12 protein-coding genes are annotated in these 15,395 nt (G+C 66.5%); 10 read left to right on the top strand and 2 right to left on the bottom strand.

The features are described from left to right. Positions 1-114: 114 nt before the first annotated feature. From J2X67_RS13490 to priA, 6 genes are all read left to right on the top strand, one after another. On the top strand, positions 115-864 hold the full coding sequence (locus J2X67_RS13490) for an alanyl-tRNA editing protein (RefSeq protein ID WP_309953729.1): 750 nt from the start codon (positions 115-117) through the stop codon (positions 862-864). A gap of 52 nt (positions 865-916) precedes the next feature. Further along, a complete protein-coding gene (locus J2X67_RS13485) occupies positions 917-3,139 on the top strand; it encodes a thioredoxin family protein (RefSeq protein ID WP_309953728.1) in 2,223 nt (740 codons plus the stop codon). Between the two features lie 94 nt (positions 3,140-3,233). Continuing rightward, complete coding sequence (locus J2X67_RS13480; protein ID WP_309953727.1) at positions 3,234-3,926, top strand: redoxin domain-containing protein; 693 nt, start codon at positions 3,234-3,236, stop codon at positions 3,924-3,926. 103 nt (positions 3,927-4,029) lie between these two features. Continuing rightward, the gene (locus J2X67_RS13475; protein ID WP_309953725.1) at positions 4,030-5,418 is read left to right on the top strand and encodes an MFS transporter; all 1,389 of its coding nucleotides are present in this window, start codon (positions 4,030-4,032) and stop codon (positions 5,416-5,418) included. A 195-nt stretch (positions 5,419-5,613) separates the two neighbouring features. Beyond that, the gene (hemE, locus tag J2X67_RS13470; RefSeq protein ID WP_309953723.1) at positions 5,614-6,729 is read left to right on the top strand and encodes a uroporphyrinogen decarboxylase; all 1,116 of its coding nucleotides are present in this window, start codon (positions 5,614-5,616) and stop codon (positions 6,727-6,729) included. A 453-nt stretch (positions 6,730-7,182) separates the two neighbouring features. Further along, positions 7,183-9,282, top strand: a complete 2,100-nt coding sequence (gene priA / locus J2X67_RS13465) for a primosomal protein N' (protein WP_309953721.1) — start codon at positions 7,183-7,185, stop codon at positions 9,280-9,282. Between the two features lie 31 nt (positions 9,283-9,313). Here priA and J2X67_RS13460 read toward each other — a convergent pair whose 3' ends face one another. Further along, positions 9,314-9,526: a hypothetical protein gene (locus J2X67_RS13460; RefSeq protein WP_309953719.1), complete on the bottom strand. Its 213-nt coding sequence runs from the start codon at positions 9,524-9,526 to the stop codon at positions 9,314-9,316. A 327-nt stretch (positions 9,527-9,853) separates the two neighbouring features. Here J2X67_RS13460 and J2X67_RS13455 point away from each other — a divergent pair, with 327 nt between their 5' ends. Then, positions 9,854-10,423: a hypothetical protein gene (locus J2X67_RS13455; protein WP_409050502.1), complete on the top strand. Its 570-nt coding sequence runs from the start codon at positions 9,854-9,856 to the stop codon at positions 10,421-10,423. Between the two features lie 30 nt (positions 10,424-10,453). On the opposite strand, the gene J2X67_RS13450 is transcribed toward J2X67_RS13455, so the two are convergent. Continuing rightward, complete coding sequence (locus J2X67_RS13450; protein ID WP_309953717.1) at positions 10,454-11,494, bottom strand: AEC family transporter; 1,041 nt, start codon at positions 11,492-11,494, stop codon at positions 10,454-10,456. Positions 11,495-11,615: 121 nt separating this feature from the next. On the opposite strand from J2X67_RS13450, the gene J2X67_RS13445 reads away from it, so the two are divergent. The 3 genes from J2X67_RS13445 to J2X67_RS13435 are packed head-to-tail and all read left to right on the top strand — an operon-like array spanning position 11,616 to position 15,360. After that, positions 11,616-13,721, top strand: a complete 2,106-nt coding sequence (locus tag J2X67_RS13445) for a UvrD-helicase domain-containing protein (protein ID WP_309953715.1) — start codon at positions 11,616-11,618, stop codon at positions 13,719-13,721. Further along, positions 13,718-14,191, top strand: coding sequence for a hypothetical protein (locus J2X67_RS13440; RefSeq protein WP_309953713.1), 474 nt, complete (start codon positions 13,718-13,720; stop codon positions 14,189-14,191). Before J2X67_RS13445 ends, J2X67_RS13440 begins: the two co-directional genes overlap by 4 nt. After that, the gene (locus tag J2X67_RS13435) at positions 14,188-15,360 is read left to right on the top strand and encodes a phospholipase A (RefSeq protein ID WP_309953710.1); all 1,173 of its coding nucleotides are present in this window, start codon (positions 14,188-14,190) and stop codon (positions 15,358-15,360) included. Before J2X67_RS13440 ends, J2X67_RS13435 begins: the two co-directional genes overlap by 4 nt. Positions 15,361-15,395: the final 35 nt, after the last annotated feature.

Raw genomic sequence — 15,395 nt, 5'->3', positions numbered from 1 at the left:
GGCAAGCGGGCCGCATCTCGCAAATCATGCGGACGGCGCCCGCATGGACTGTCGGTCATGGGCGCTTTTTGGCGTGAGCGCACCTCATTCACGCATCGCCGCTACCATCGCCGCATGACCGACGACCTGTTCCGCGCCGACGCGTACCTGCGCGCCTGCGAAGCCCGCATCCTGCGCATCGACGACTCCGGCATCGTGCTGGACCGCACCGTGTTCTATCCGCTTGGCGGCGGGCAGGCCGGCGACACGGGCGTGCTGGCGCTGGCGGACGGACGCGAGGTGGTCATTGCCGACACCCGAAAGGCCAAGAATGAAGACGGCCAGCCGACGAGCGAATTCGTTCACGTGCCCGCCCCCGAGCAGGCCGAATTGCTGGCCACGCTGAAGCCGGGCGACACCGTAACGGCACGCCTCGACTGGGAGCGCCGCCACCGGCTGATGCGCTTTCACACGGCGAGCCATCTGCTGTGCCACCTGGTGCCCGTGCCGGTGAACGGCTGCTCGATCACGCCCGACTACGCGCGCATCGACTTCCACATGACCGACCCGCTCGACAAGGAAGCGCTGACCGCCGGCCTCGCCCGGCTGGTGGAAGCGGCCCATCCGCTGACCGTGGGCGCCATTACCGACGAAGAGCTCGACGCCAACCCGGCGCTGGTGAAAAGCATGAGCGTGCAGCCGCCGCGCGGCACGGGTACGGTGCGCACCATTCGCATCGGCGGCGAAGGCGAGGCACAGATCGACTTTCAGCCCTGCGGCGGCACACATGTTGCAAATACTGCCGAGATTGGCGCGGTGATGGTCACCAAGATCGAGAAAAAGAGCGCCAACAGCCGCCGCGTGGTGCTGGGCTGGGCTGCTTGAGCCCCCGAAACGCCCGGAACTTCGCACCGCCCGCCTGCTCCGACTGATCGGCATGATCCTCTCCCGCATTCATTTAGCTACGTTTCTGGTAGCAACCGCCGCAGCCTGCATGCCGGCTGCCGCGCAATTGGCATCCAAGCCAGGTGCTGTCGTCACCACCCCCCACGTGCGCGCCGAACTGGTCGCGCATGCGCCCAACGGCGTTGCGCCCGGCGCCCCGGTCTGGGTCGGTCTGCAGATCACCCACCAGCCCGAGTGGCACACCTACTGGAAGAACGCCGGCGATTCCGGCTTGCCGACGGAGCTGAACTGGACGCTCCCGCCGGGCGTGGCCGCCGGCGAGATTGCATGGCCCGTGCCGAAGAAGATCCCCATCGGCAACCTCGCCAACTACGGCTACGAGAACACGGTGCTGCTGCCGGTGCCGCTCGAGGTGTCGAGCAATTTCAAGCCTCCGCTGGCGCTGGGCACGGGCGCTTCGGGGCTGGACATACGGCTCAAGGCCACCTGGCTGGTGTGCCGCAAGGAATGCATTCCCGAAGAAGGCGAGTTCACACTGGCCCTGCCGCTGCAGGGCTCGACCGCGCTGCACAAGGCAGACTTCGATGCCGCCCAGGCCGCACAGCCGCAGCCGCTCGAAAAGCCCGGCGTCGTTGAAGTCAGCGGCAACAACCTGCAGGTGCGGCTCGAAGGCCTGCCCGCAGCGGTTCAGGGCAAGACCCTCGGCTTCTTTCCCGAAACACCCGAAGTGATCCGCACCGCGGCCGTGTCGGGCAAGGACTGGACGCAAAGCTGGCAAGGCAGTACCTGGACCGCCACGCTGCCGCTGGCAGACCAGCGCAGCGCCAGCCCTACGGCATTGCCGCTGGTGGTCGCCCTGGCAGAGGCCGACCGGCAGCCGGGCCAGCCGGTGGCCTGGCGTACCGAGGCGCCGGTGAGCGGCACCTGGCCGACCGCCGCGCCGCGCGCCGAGGTTTCGCCCGCGCTGCAAGCCGCGCTCGCGGCCAACGCCGCAAACGTTGCAAACGCGGCTGCCTCGGCCCCGCCCACGGACCTGCCGCCCCAGCCCGCGGGCGCTTTCATCGTCGCGCTGCTTGGCGCCGTGCTCGGCGGCCTGCTGCTCAACCTCATGCCCTGCGTGTTCCCGATCCTGGCCATCAAGGTGCTGGGCTTCGCGCGCCAGGCGGGCAACCGCAGCGCGCAGCGCGCGGCGGGGTTGGCCTACACGGGGGGGGTGATGCTCTCGTTTCTCGCGCTGGGCGGCGCGATGCTCGCCCTGCGTGCGGCAGGGGCCCAACTCGGCTGGGGCTTTCAGCTGCAATCGCCTGCCGTGGTGGCCGCCCTGGCGGCGCTGTTCACGCTCATCGGTCTCAACCTGGTGGGGCTTTTCGAATTCGGCCGCGCGGCACCGGTGTCGGTGTGTTCCGCCCAGGCCAAGCACCCGATTGCCAACGACTTTCTCTCGGGCGTGCTGGCCGTGGTCATCGCTTCGCCGTGCACCGCGCCGTTCATGGGCGTTTCGCTCGGCTTTGCCATCGGCCTCCCCGCCGCGCAGGCCCTGCTGCTGTTCGCGGCGCTGGGCCTGGGCCTGGCGCTGCCCTACCTGGTGGCGGGCTTCGTTCCGGCCATTGCCCGGCTGCTGCCCAAGCCCGGCCCCTGGATGAACACACTGCGCCGGCTGCTGGCGTTTCCGATGTTCGCGACGGTGGCCTGGCTGGTCTGGGTGCTGGGGCAGCAAAGCGGCATCGACGGCGCAGGCACGCTGCTCGCGCTGCTGGTGTGCATGGCCGCCATCGTCTGGGCGCTGACGCTGCGCGGCCGCACGCGGCTGGTCATTGCCACGGTGCTGGTCGCCTTTACTGCGGTGCTCACCGCGGCCATTGGTCGCAACGTGCTGCAAACGGTAGAGCCGGCCAGGCTGGCATCGAGCGCGGGGCAGCGCTGGCAGCCCTGGTCTGCCGAGCGCGTGGCCGAGCTCACGGGTGCGGGGCAGCCGGTGTTCATCGACTTTACGGCCGCATGGTGCGTGACCTGCCAATACAACAAGAAGGCCACCCTTGCAGACGCCGAGGTGCTGGCCGATTTCGACAGCAAGAAGGTCGCGATGCTGCGCGCCGACTGGACGCGCCGCGACCCTGCCATTACCGCCGCGCTGACTTCGCTCGGACGCAGCGGCGTGCCGCTCTATGTGCTGCAGGCGCCCGGCAAGGCGCCGATCGTCCTGACCGAGATTCTGGGCAAGGACGAGGTTCGCGCGGCGCTGTCGGCGCTTTGACCACCAGCGTGACATGGGTTGTCACATGCACTTTAGAAAAGCGGCCTAAGCTGTCGCCGTTGTTTGTTTTTTTATTCTGGAGTTCAAGCTGGCCATGTCACTTTCGCCATCGTCCGACTCGCGTTCCATCCGTGCCGCGCGCCACGCCCGCGCCGCCCTCTCCCGTGCCTCGCGACGCGCCGTCGTGGCGGCAGCCGTGGCGCTCGGCGCCAGCTTCCTGATGGGCAACAACGCCTTTGCAGCGCCCGCCGTGGGCCAGCAGGCGCCCGACTTCGTTGCCGTGGACACCAGCGGCGCCAAGCACAAGCTCTCCGACTTTGCCGGCAAGTTCGTGGTGCTCGAGTGGACCAACCCGGGCTGCCCGTTCGTGCGCAAGCACTACAACAGCGGCAACATGCCCGCCACGCAAAAATCCGCCACGGCCCAGGGCGTGGTGTGGCTGTCGGTCAACTCCACCGAGCGCGCAGCCAGCGACTACCTGCAGCCCGCCGCACTCGACGCATGGATGAAGTCGCAAAAGGCCTCGCCCACCGCGGTGCTGATGGACGAAGACGGTGTCATCGGCCAGGCCTACGGCGCGCGCACCACGCCGCACATCTTCATCATCGACCCCAAGGGCATGCTGGTCTACGCGGGCGGCATCGACAGCATTGCCTCGGCCCGGCCCGACGACATCAAGAGCGCGACCAACTACGTGAACCAGGCGCTCGGTGAAGCCTTCGGCGGCAAGCCGGTTTCAGCAGCCTCCACGCGGCCGTACGGCTGCTCGGTCAAATACAAGACCTGAAGCAAGAACCGGCAATGACAGGTACCTGACCGCGGTGGTCAGGCGGCGGTCGGGAACCCCGGCCTACCCTCGGACGAACTACTTCGCCCAAGGGGACAACGAAATGAACACTGCGCACACCGCCGCGCAACCGGGTCCGGCCGCCCGTGCTTCTTCAGACAATGCCGCTCCAGTTGCGGCTTCGTCGCCCTCCTCGTCTTCCCCTTCTTCCTCTTCCTCGAAATTCGCCACCGTCCTGCGCGTGACGGGCGGCAATTTCATGGAGATGTTCGACTTCTTCCTGTTCGGCTTCTACGCCACGCAGATCTCGAAGGCCTTCTTCCCGGCGGGCGACGAGTTCGCCTCGCTGATGCTGACCTTCATGACCTTCGGCGCGGGCTTCCTGATGCGGCCGCTGGGCGCGATTTTTCTGGGCGCGTATGTCGACCGCGTGGGCCGCCGCAAGGGCCTGATCGTTACGCTCGCGCTGATGGCGCTGGGCACGCTGCTCATCGCCTGCGTGCCGGCCTACGCCACCATCGGCTTTGCCGCGCCGCTGCTGGTGCTGGTCGGACGGCTGCTGCAGGGCTTCTCGGCCGGCGTGGAACTGGGCGGTGTCTCGGTCTACCTGTCCGAAATGGCCACGCCGGGGCGCAAGGGCTTTTACGTAAGCTGGCAATCCGCGAGCCAGCAGGTGGCAATCATCGTGGCGGCGGCGCTCGGCTACTGGCTGAACGTGACCTTCACTTCGCAGGAAATCGGCGACTTCTACTGGCGCATTCCGTTCTTCGTCGGTTGCCTGATCGTGCCGGTGCTGTTCATGATTCGCCGCTCGCTGCAAGAAACCGAGGAGTTCATGGCGCGCAAGCACCGCCCCGATGCGCGCGAAATCTTCCAGTCGATGATGGCTAACTGGGGCCTGGTGGTCGCAGGAATGATGCTGGTGTCGATGACGACCGTGTCGTTCTACCTGATCACGGTCTACACGCCCACCTTCGGCAAGTCGGTGCTGCACCTGAGCACGACCGATGCGCTCATCGTGACGCTGTGCGTGGCCATTTCCAACTTCATCTGGCTGCCGATCATGGGCGCGCTTTCCGACCGCGTCGGCCGCAAGCCGCTTCTGGTCTTGTTCACGGCACTGACCATCCTCACGGCATACCCGTCGCTCAAGTGGCTGGTGGGCGCGCCCAGCTTTGCGCGCATGCTCGAAGTGGAGCTGTGGCTGTCTTTCCTCTACGCGAGCTACAACGGCGCGATGGTAGTGGCGCTCACCGAGGTGATGCCAGTCAACGTGCGCACCGCCGGTTTCTCACTGGCCTACAGCCTGGCCACGGCGCTGTTCGGCGGCTTCACACCGGCCATTGCAACCGGCCTGATCGAGATGACCGGCGACAAGGGCGCGCCAGGTTTGTGGATGACTGCCGCAGCCATTTGCGGGTTGGTGGCCACGTTGTTGCTGTACCGGCGCCAGGTGAATCCTGCGGATTCGGTGCGGGTGCCGGTAGTCTGATTTTTGACCCAGGAGCAGCTTGCCCAAGGGCACAGGGCATCGGGTGCTCCGCGCAGCGAAATAAAGGAGGAGGCCGAAGGCCGGGGGACATTCGCGGAGGGGAGTACCCGGTGGCCTGGGCACCCTCCCTGAACAGCGGCGCCCCAAACAACAGCGCCCAGAAAAGAAACCCAGTCCCCCTGCGACAATCGGGACATGCCTTTCGCCCCATTGCAAAACGACACTTTCCTGCGGGCCTGCTGGCGCCAGGCCACAGACCACACCCCCGTCTGGCTCATGCGCCAGGCCGGACGCTACCTGCCCGAGTACGTGGCCACCCGCGCCAAGGCCGGCAGCTTCATGGGGCTGGCGACCAACACAGATTACGCCACCGAAGTCACCCTGCAGCCGCTTGAGCGCTACCCGCTCGATGCCGCCATTCTTTTCTCCGACATCCTCACCGTGCCCGACGCCATGGGCCTGGGCCTGTCGTTCGAAGCCGGCGAAGGCCCCCGCTTTGCGCGCCCCGTGCGCGACGAAGCGGCCGTTGCGGCGCTCGAAGTGCCCGACATGGCCAAGCTGCGCTATGTGTTCGATGCCGTGGCATCCATCCGCAAGGCGCTCAACGGCCGCGTGCCCCTCATCGGTTTTTCGGGCAGCCCGTGGACGCTCGCCTGCTACATGGTCGAAGGCGCGGGCTCCAGCGACTACCGGCTCGTAAAGAGCATGCTCTACAGCCGCCCCGACCTCATGCACCGCGTGCTCGCGGTCAACGCCGACGCGGTCGCCGCCTACCTCAATGCGCAGATCGACGCCGGCGCCCAAGCCGTGATGATCTTCGACAGCTGGGGCGGCGTTCTTGCCGACGGCGCCTTCCAGGAATTCAGCCTTGCCTACACCGCTCGCGTGCTGGCTGGCCTGAAGCGCACCGGCCCCGACGGCCAGGCCGTGCCGCGCATCGTGTTTACAAAGGGCGGCGGCCTGTGGCTCGAAACCATGCGCGAACTCGATTGCGAAGTGCTCGGCGTCGACTGGACCGTGAACCTCGCCGCCGCGCGCCGACTGGTCGGCGAAGGCAGCGATGGCAAGGCGAAGGCCCTGCAAGGCAACATCGACCCCAACGTGCTATTCGCGCCCGCAGCGCAGATCGAGGCCGAGGTGGCCAAAGTGCTGCAGGCATTCGGCAAGCCGCACGCCGGGGCTGACAAAGGGCCGACCCACATCTTCAACCTGGGCCACGGCATCAGCCAATTTACGCCGCCCGACCACGTGGCGGCACTGGTGCAGGCGGTGCATGCGCAGTCCCGCTCGTTGCGCGCCTCGCGTAGTTGAAACTGTTACACGCCGGGCTGCCCGTGACGGTGAACTGGTTTTCTCTGAAAAGCAGTTTGCCGGCGTTTGTCAAGCGCAAAAACGGTGTAGGAGGGGCGACTTATGCACAAAACACGTGCTGCACTGCGCAAGATTATCTGAGGCGAGGCCCTCTTTGCTCCTAAACAAGTAGCGCTCGTAAGTGGTTGATTTATATAGGATTTGAACTTTGCATTTTTTAAGGGCAATCCAGTCAGACGCTTGATTTTCAAGGCTCCCCAGCGTGTCGAGCCCTGTTGTCAACAAAGTTATCCACAGAATCTCTGGATGAGCTTCAAAGCACTGAAAAATCAACGACTTAAGTGATTTTGCTCAAAGTCGCATTAACAAACATTGCCAACAGGGACGCCCATTTCCACCGCCAGCAGCCCAGACCCGGAAACGGCGGCAACGCCGGCGAGCACGCCCGCCGCGATGGCCTGGCGGCTCGACATCGCCGTGCAAACCCCCGCGCATGCCGCGCTTGGCGACCTGCTGAGCTACGCCAGCGCGGTGCCGCTTGTGCCCGGAACGCTGGTGCGGGTGCCGCTGGGTCGGCGCGAAGTGCTGGGCGTGGTCTGGAACGACCCCGCTTCGCTGGACGGCGCCGAGCCGGACATGGCGCTCAAGCCAGTGGGCGCCGCGCTCGATGCGCTCGCCCCCCTGGGCGACGCGTGGCGAGACCTGGTGGCCTTTGCCGCACGCTATTACCAGCGCTCGATCGGTGAAATCGCACTCGCAGCCTTGCCGCCGCAGCTGCGCGACCTGACCGGCACGCAACTGGCCCGCCGCCTCAAGCGCAAGACCACGACGGGACCGGTCGCCGAAACGGCCGAAGCCGCCAACCTGATCGCGCTCAGCCCGGAGCAAACCGCCGCCCTTGCACGCATCGAGGCCGAAACGGGCACCTTCCTGCTGGTCGGCAGCACCGGCAGCGGCAAGACCGAGGTGTACCTGCGCTGCGTGGCCGACCTGCTCGCACACGATGCCGGCGCGCAGGCGTTGGTGATGGTGCCCGAGATCAACCTCACGCCGCAGCTCGAAGCCCGCTTCAAGGCGCGCTTCGGCGACGACGCCGTGGTGTCGCTGCACAGCGGCATGACCAATCCGCAGCGGCTCGCAAGCTGGCTTGCGGCGCACAGCGGCGCCGCGCGCATCGTGCTGGGCACGCGCATGGCGGTGTTCTCCTCGATGCCGGGGCTGAAGCTCATCGTGGTCGACGAAGAACACGACCCCAGCTACAAGCAGCAGGAAGGCGCCCGGTATTCGGCGCGCGACCTCGCCGTTTGGCGCGGCCAGCGCGAGAGCGCAAAAGTCATCCTCGGCTCGGCCACGCCCTCGCTCGAAAGCTGGCACCAAAGCCGCCCAGCCGAGGGCAAAGACCCGGGCGGCCGCTACGTGCGGCTTGCCATGCCCTCGCGCATCGGCGCCGGCGAGCTGCCGGCAGTGCGGCTGGTCGACATGAACCTGCAGCCGCCCAAGACCGTGCTCTCGGCCGCGCTGCTCGACGCCATCGGCCAGCGCATTGCGCGCGGCGAACAGAGCATGGTGTTCCTGAACCGCCGCGGCTACGCACCGGTGCTGGCGTGCGCCGATTGCGGCTGGAAGAGCGAGTGCCCGCACTGCAGCGCCTTTCGCGTGTTCCACAAGATCGACCGTACGCTGCGCTGCCACCACTGCGGCTTTACCGAGCGCGTGCCGCGCGCCTGCCCCGCCTGCGGCAACCCCGACATTGCGCCCGTCGGCCGGGGCACGGAGCGGCTCGAAGAGCACCTGGCCGAACTGTTCGCCAGCGTAAAAAGGCCCGACGGCAACGCGGTGCGCATTGCCCGCATCGACGCAGACAGCACCAAGAAGCAGGGCGCGCTCGAATCGCAGCTCGCCTCCGTGCATTCGGGCGAGGTCGATGTGCTGGTCGGCACGCAGATGATCGCCAAGGGGCATGACTTCCGGCGCATCACGCTGGTGGCGGCCGTAAACCCCGACGGCGCGCTGTTCTCCAGCGACTTTCGCGCACCCGAGCGGCTTTTCAGCCTGCTGATGCAATCGGCAGGACGCGCAGGCCGCGACGCCGCGTACCTGGCGGCGCAAGGCGCCACGGCCGAGATGTGGATCCAGACGCATCATTCGCAGCATCCGCTCTTCGCCGCGCTGCGAAGGCACGATTACGCGGCCTTCGCGCGGCAGCAACTCGAAGAGCGCGCCGCGGCCGGCATGCCGCCTTTTGCGTTCCAGGCATTGCTGCGCGCCGACGCGCGCACGCAAGAGGCGGCCCAGGCGTTTCTGAATGCGGCAAATGCGGCGGCCGACGCACTCGAAGGCGCCGACCGTGTGCTGCGCTACCCCGCAGTGCCGCTTGCCATTCAGCGCGTGGCCAATGTGGAGCGGGCGCAGATGCTGATCGAAAGCCCGTCGCGCGCCGCGCTGCAGCGCCTGCTCGCAGCCTGGCAGCCACTGCTTCACGCGCTGCGTCGCACGCCTGAAGGCAAGGGCGTGATCCGCTGGCTGGTCGACGTAGACCCGCACAGCATTTGAGCCGGCCTCGCAGCGAGGCCAGGCTCTGTGGTCAGTGGTGCAGGCCCGCCGGCTCCTTGCCCATGTCGACGTAGCGCAGCTCGCTGCTGCGTCGCCGCGCAATGCTTCCGGGCCATGCGAACACCACAAGGCTCAAGGCGCCAAGCGCAAGCGAGGTGGCTGTGCCGAGCGTCTCGGCGTGCCACAACCAGCCTACGCTGGCGACCCAGGCCAGCCACAGCAGAATACGAACAAGTATTGCCATAGTGCCCCCATACATACTTTGATTTGCAAACACTTTAGCAGTGTTTTGAAAACACAAGCACTCATCTGTAGTGGTAACGATAGCTATGGCTTATGGCCTACACGCCAATCGGAAATAATCTGAAAAAACGGTTGACTGCATACCCGTCCGCTAATCAAGCTGTGATGGCGCGAGCCCATTCCGGCGTCGCGCGTCAAGCAAGAACGCTGCTCGCCTGGGGTTGCCGTGAAACTGCCTTCATCTCTGGTTTTGGCTCTCTTTTTCGCATGCCTCGCATGTTCCGCGGCCGAACTCGACTTGAAGGGTAGCCGGCTGGTGGTGTCGGGCATGCTCGACGGCACGGCCATCAAGACGTTTACCGAGTACCTCGACAAAGGCACGGTGCGCACCGTGGTGTTCGAAGATTCTTTCGGCGGCACCGCCGAAGCAGCCGGCGCTTTTGCCGACGCAATCCGCTCGAGCGGCGTCGAAACCGAGGTTCGCGGCCAGTGCATGGCCGCCTGCGCCTACGCTTTTCTTGCCGGCAAGACGCATCGCTTTGGCGCCGGCTTCCAGGTGAACGGCGTACTGCTGCCCGTGGCCGCCAGGCCCTCGGCATCAGAACTGGCAATGCGCTGGCGGGGCGGCGAGGTCCACAAGACGCTTGCCGAATTCTCGCCCTCCAGCACCACCTCTGCCGTGACCTCGCCTGACGCAGCCAGCACTGCGGAGCTCACTGCCGGGCCTGTCAAGGACAACTGGCAACCCGACCATGGGGTGCTTTTTACGGCGAGCCCGACGCTCTTCGGCCGCATCTACAACGCCTTCTATTGCGACGGCACCCAGGGCCGTGACTTCACCAAGTGCGAGCGCCTTTCGGACGCCGATCCGTTCAAGCTCGGCGTGCTGACGCCCTGATTCGACGAAAGCGCCTTGCGGCGCGCCGGCTCAGCGCAGCAGGCCCACCGCCAATGGAAAGCTGAAGAACGTCGCCACGGTCGTCCACAAGATGATTCGCGCGATGCGGCCGTTGTCGGCGCCAAAGCGCTCGGCGAGCATGGCCACGTTGCTGGCGCTCGGCAGCGCCGCCACCAGCACGATCACCATCAGCGCCGAAGAAGAAAGCGGCAGCCCGAGCGCAATGGCGCCCTGCCCCACCACCCACACCAGCACGGGATGCACCAGCAGCTTGATGCCCACGACCGGCAGCACGTCGGCCAGCGGTGCCTTGCGCGCAAGCGCCGACTTGACGCCCATTGCAGCGGCAACCTCCGCGCTTGCGGCATGCTCGCGGGCGAGCAATGCCGACCGGGCCAGCACCGCACCAATGGTGAAGAGCGCCACCGGCGAGGCTGCATCGGCCAGCATGGCCACGGTGCGCTCCACCGGCCCCGGCAGGCGCCAGCGCGCGGCCGACAACAGCACGCCCAACAGAATGGACCAAGGCATCGGGTTGACCAGAACGCCGCGCAGCGCCTGGCGCGCCGCCTGCCGCGGGCCGTGATGCCCCCCGCCTGCGCCGGCACCGCCCGCGCCACCGGCACTGTCGAGCCGCGAGAGCGCAATGCACAGCGACGAAGTCACCACCAGGTCGAATGCAATGGTGATGATCATCGGCCCCGCCGCCTGCGCACCCAGCAGCGCCACCAACAGCGGCACGCCCATGAAGCCGGTGTTCGGAAACGCCGCCACCAGGGCGCCGAAGGCACCGTCGTTCCAGCCGATGCGCCGGTTGCGGGTGAAAGCGACCGTGCCCGCCACCACAGCCAGCGCGCACAGGCCCCACACCAGTGCGACGCTGCCGTCGAGCAACTGCCCAATGGGCGTGTCGGCGCCAAAGCGCAGCAGCATGCAAGGCAGCGCGAAATAAAGCACGAAGGTGTTGAGGCCGGGAATCGCGTCCAGCGGAAGGACGCGCGACCGGGCGGCGCCATAGCCTGCGGCAATCAACGCAAAGAAAGGAAAGGTAACGAGAAATACGGGCAGCACGGTGTGATTGTCGTTGCATCCCGCATCGTGAACTTCGAAGGGGTTGTGCGAGAGCTGCGCCCCGTATCATTGCCCGCTTTGCGCCTGCCCGTTCCCTCGCGGCCTTCCGTTCCCACTCCTCATGTCTTCCGGTCTCAATCTCGCGCAACAAGAAGCTGTCAATTACCTGCATGGCCCCTGCCTCGTGCTCGCGGGTGCGGGCTCGGGCAAGACGCGCGTCATTACGCACAAGATCGGCCGGCTCATCCAGGCTGGCCTGGAGCCCAAGCGCATTGCGGCCATTACCTTCACCAACAAGGCCGCGAGCGAAATGCGCGAACGCGCCAAGGGGCTGATCGGACGCGACGCGAAGCATGTGGTGATCTGCACCTTTCACGCACTGGGCGTGCGCATGATGCGCGAAGACGGCGCCGTGCTGGGCCTGAAGCCGGCCTTCAGCATCCTGGACAGCGACGACGTGACCAAGATCCTGAAGGACGCCGGCGGCACCACCGACACCGCCACCGCGCGCATCTGGCAGTGGACCATCAGCAAGTGGAAGAACATGGGCCTGAACGCGGCGCAGGCTGAGGCCGCCGCGGTGGACGACAACGAGCGCATCACCGCGCGCATCATGGCGCGCTACGAAGAGCGGCTCACGGCCTACCAGAGCGTCGACTTCGACGACCTCATCGGCATGCCGCTCAAGCTGCTGCGCGACTACGACGAAGTGCGCACCAAGTGGCAGAACACGCTGGGCCACATCCTGGTGGACGAATACCAGGACACCAACGCCACCCAGTATGAAGTGCTGAAGGCGCTGGCCGGCGAGCGTGGGCGCTTTACGGCGGTGGGCGACGACGACCAGTCGATCTACGGCTGGCGCGGCGCCACGCTGGACAACCTGCGCAAGCTGCCGGTCGACTACCCCAACCTGAAGGTCATCAAGCTGGAGCAGAACTACCGCTCCACCAGCGCCATCCTGCGGGCGGCCAACAACGTGATCGGTCCCAACCCGAAGCTGTTTCCGAAGACGCTGTTCTCGGAACTGGGCGAAGGCGAGCCGGTGCGCATTGTCGATGCCGACTCCGAGGCGCACGAGGCCGAGCGCGCAGTGGCGCGCATCATCAGCCTGCGTGCGGGCGACGCCACGGCGCAGGGCAAGCAGTACAAGGAGTTTCGCGACTTCGCCATTCTTTACCGCGCCAACCACCAGGCGCGCGTGTTCGAACAGGCACTGCGCAAGGCGCAGATTCCGTACAAGGTCTCGGGCGGCCAGAGCTTCTTCGACCGCGCCGAAATCAAGGACCTGTGCGGCTGGTTTCGCCTGTGGGTCAACAACGACGACGACCCGGCGTTCCTGCGCGCCATCACCACGCCCAAGCGCGGCATCGGCCACACCACGCTCGCGAGCCTCGGCACCTTTGCCAGCCAGTACAAGCTGAGCCTGTTCGAAGCGCTCTTCAGCCCGTCGCTGCCAAGCGTGATGCCCAAGCGCACGCTCGAGGGCATTCACGAGTTCGGCCGCTACATCAACGACCTGGAATACCGCGCGCGCCGCACCATGGGCGCCGAAGATTCGCGCACCTTCATGCTCGACTGGCTGAAAGAGATCGACTACGAAAAGCACCTCTACGACGGCGAGGACAGCGAGCAGGCCGCGGCCGCACGCTGGACCAACGTGCTGGAATTCGTCGACTGGATGTCGCAGCGCGCAGGCGGCACCATCGACGACGCCTCGGGCGCCGACAACAACATCGAGAGCGAACGCAAGAGCCTGCTCGAGGTGGCGCAGACCATCTCGCTGCTCTCGACCATCAGCGAGCGCGAGCAGGACCAGAACGTGGTCACGCTGTCGACGCTGCATGCCTCCAAGGGCCTCGAATGGCCGCACGTGATGCTCATCGGGGTCACCGAAGGCCTGCTGCCGTTCAAGCTCGAAGACGACAACGGCCGCCAGCTCAAGGTGAGCGACGAAACGCTGCAGCGCCTGCAGGAAGAGCGCCGCCTGATGTACGTGGGCATTACGCGCGCGCAGCGCAGCCTTGCGGTGAGCTGGACCAAGAAGCGCAAGCAAGGACGCGAAATGGTGCCTTGCGTGCCGAGCCGCTTCATTGCCGAAATGGGCCTGGACAAGGCCACCACCCGCGAAGACCCGCGCGAGAAGCTCAAGGCGCTGCGCGCCGAGTTCGCGCGCAAGGCGCAAGACAGCGCGGCAGCTGCAGCGGCTGCCGCTTCCGCGTCATGAAGGCGCGGGTTCTATTGCTTTCGCTGGCGGCGCTGTGCACCGCATGCGCCGGCCCCGGGGGCCTGGCCGGCCGCAGCACGGCCGCGCCCGGATGCCCCGCCACCGCGCGTGAACTGCCGGTCGAGGCGCTGTATGGCAGCTGGCAGGCGCGCTTCGACGGCCTTCCGGGCACCGCAACGGTGGTGCTCGGCAAGCACCCTGAATACGTGGGCGTGCGCGGCACCATCACGCGTGCGGCGGCGGCTCCTTCGGCAAGCCCATCGGTTGCGCAACTGGCGGGCGACGTGGACGACGAGGGCGAGCTCGCCATCGACGAGTCGCTCGACGGGCGCAGCATCAGCGGCGTGTGGTCGGGCACGCTGCAGCCGGACTCCTGCGGACGCGAGTTCAGGGGCACCTGGCGCAATGCAGCCGACGAAACCACACATCCCTTCACTCTGAAAAAGACGGAACGGACCGCAGACAAATGAACGCAATCCACCTACGAACCACTCTTGCCGCGAGCCTGCTGGCGCCCGGCCTCTTTGCGTCGTCGCTGGCCAACGCACAAGCTGTCGAAAAGCCTTCCAGCCCGCTGGCCGATGCCCAGCTCACGTGGCAGCAATGCGCCGCACTGGGCAACAGCAACGAAGCCCGGCTGGCCTGCTTCGACCGCTGGGCGCAGCAGCAGACACTGCCCTCGGTGTCGGTGCCGGCCGCGCCGCCGGTGCTGGCAAGCACGCAGCCCGCACCGCCGGTGGACGGCTCCATTCCGGCCACCCGCGTGGTGTCGGTCGCTACCAGCGAGGGCTGCCGCGACCGGCAGTATTCGGCGCTTTCCCGTTTCTGGGAGCTGGAGAACGGCACCGACTGCGGCACCTTCGGCTTCCGCGGCTACCGGCCGTTGAATGTGTCGGCCTCGGCTGCCACCAGCAAGCCGGACACGCCCACCTCGCCCTCCGAAGGCCACACCGCCTCCCCCGTGAACTACCAGGCGAACGAAATGCGCATTGGCCTCTCGGTGCGTACCAAGATCGCGCAGGGCCTGCTCACGCAGGACGACCCGATCAAGAAAGACTCGCTCTGGTTCGCGTATTCGCAGCAGTCGACCTGGCAGCTGTTCAACGGCTCGATCTCGCGGCCGTTCCGCACGACCGACCACGAGCCCGAGATGATGTATGTCTACCCGCTCGACTTCAAGCTGCCCGGCGGCTGGCGCTGGCGCTATGCGGGCGTGGGCCTCGTGCACCAGTCCAACGGCCAGAGCCTGCCGCTGTCCCGCAGCTGGAACCGCGTGTACCTGATGGGCGGGGCCGAGCTGGACGACCGCTTCAGCATTACCGGGCGGGTCTGGCAGCGGCTGTCGGAAGACGTGGCCAAGGACGACAACCCCGACATCTCCAGCTACATCGGCCGTGCCGAAGTTACCGGCCGCTGGAACTTCAACCGCGACAACACCCTGGGCCTCACGGTGCGCAACAACCTGCGCGACAGCGGGCGCGGTTCGATCCGGCTCGAGTGGCTGAAGGCCATCGGCGATCCGACCACGAGCAACCTGCGCTTCCACACGCAGCTGTTCCACGGCTACGGCGATACGCTGGTGGACTACAACCGGAAGCGCACCGTGCTGAGCATCGGCCTCAGCCTGGTCGATTTTTAATTCGCTCCAATGAATGAACGCAGAAAGGCCGTCTC

Source organism: Variovorax sp. 3319, from assembly GCF_031456585.1.
In the GTDB taxonomy this organism is placed as follows: domain Bacteria; phylum Pseudomonadota; class Gammaproteobacteria; order Burkholderiales; family Burkholderiaceae_C; genus Variovorax; species Variovorax paradoxus_P.
The sequence above is the reverse complement of the archived record's forward strand: the minus strand, read 5'-3'. Positions and strand labels throughout refer to the sequence as shown.

Excerpts from the sequence above, each read along its gene's own strand:
- J2X67_RS13490 (WP_309953729.1), top strand. The coding sequence starts at position 115 with ATGACCGACGACCTGTTCCGCGCCGACGCGTACCTGCGCGCCTGCGAA.
- J2X67_RS13485 (WP_309953728.1), top strand. The coding sequence starts at position 917 with ATGATCCTCTCCCGCATTCATTTAGCTACGTTTCTGGTAGCAACCGCC.
- J2X67_RS13480 (WP_309953727.1), top strand. The coding sequence starts at position 3,234 with ATGTCACTTTCGCCATCGTCCGACTCGCGTTCCATCCGTGCCGCGCGC.
- J2X67_RS13475 (WP_309953725.1), top strand. The coding sequence starts at position 4,030 with ATGAACACTGCGCACACCGCCGCGCAACCGGGTCCGGCCGCCCGTGCT.
- hemE (WP_309953723.1), top strand. The coding sequence starts at position 5,614 with ATGCCTTTCGCCCCATTGCAAAACGACACTTTCCTGCGGGCCTGCTGG.
- priA (WP_309953721.1), top strand. The coding sequence starts at position 7,183 with ATGGCCTGGCGGCTCGACATCGCCGTGCAAACCCCCGCGCATGCCGCG.
- J2X67_RS13460 (WP_309953719.1), bottom strand. The coding sequence starts at position 9,526 with ATGGCAATACTTGTTCGTATTCTGCTGTGGCTGGCCTGGGTCGCCAGC.
- J2X67_RS13455 (WP_409050502.1), top strand. The coding sequence starts at position 9,854 with ATGCTCGACGGCACGGCCATCAAGACGTTTACCGAGTACCTCGACAAA.
- J2X67_RS13445 (WP_309953715.1), top strand. The coding sequence starts at position 11,616 with ATGTCTTCCGGTCTCAATCTCGCGCAACAAGAAGCTGTCAATTACCTG.
- J2X67_RS13440 (WP_309953713.1), top strand. The coding sequence starts at position 13,718 with ATGAAGGCGCGGGTTCTATTGCTTTCGCTGGCGGCGCTGTGCACCGCA.
- J2X67_RS13435 (WP_309953710.1), top strand. The coding sequence starts at position 14,188 with ATGAACGCAATCCACCTACGAACCACTCTTGCCGCGAGCCTGCTGGCG.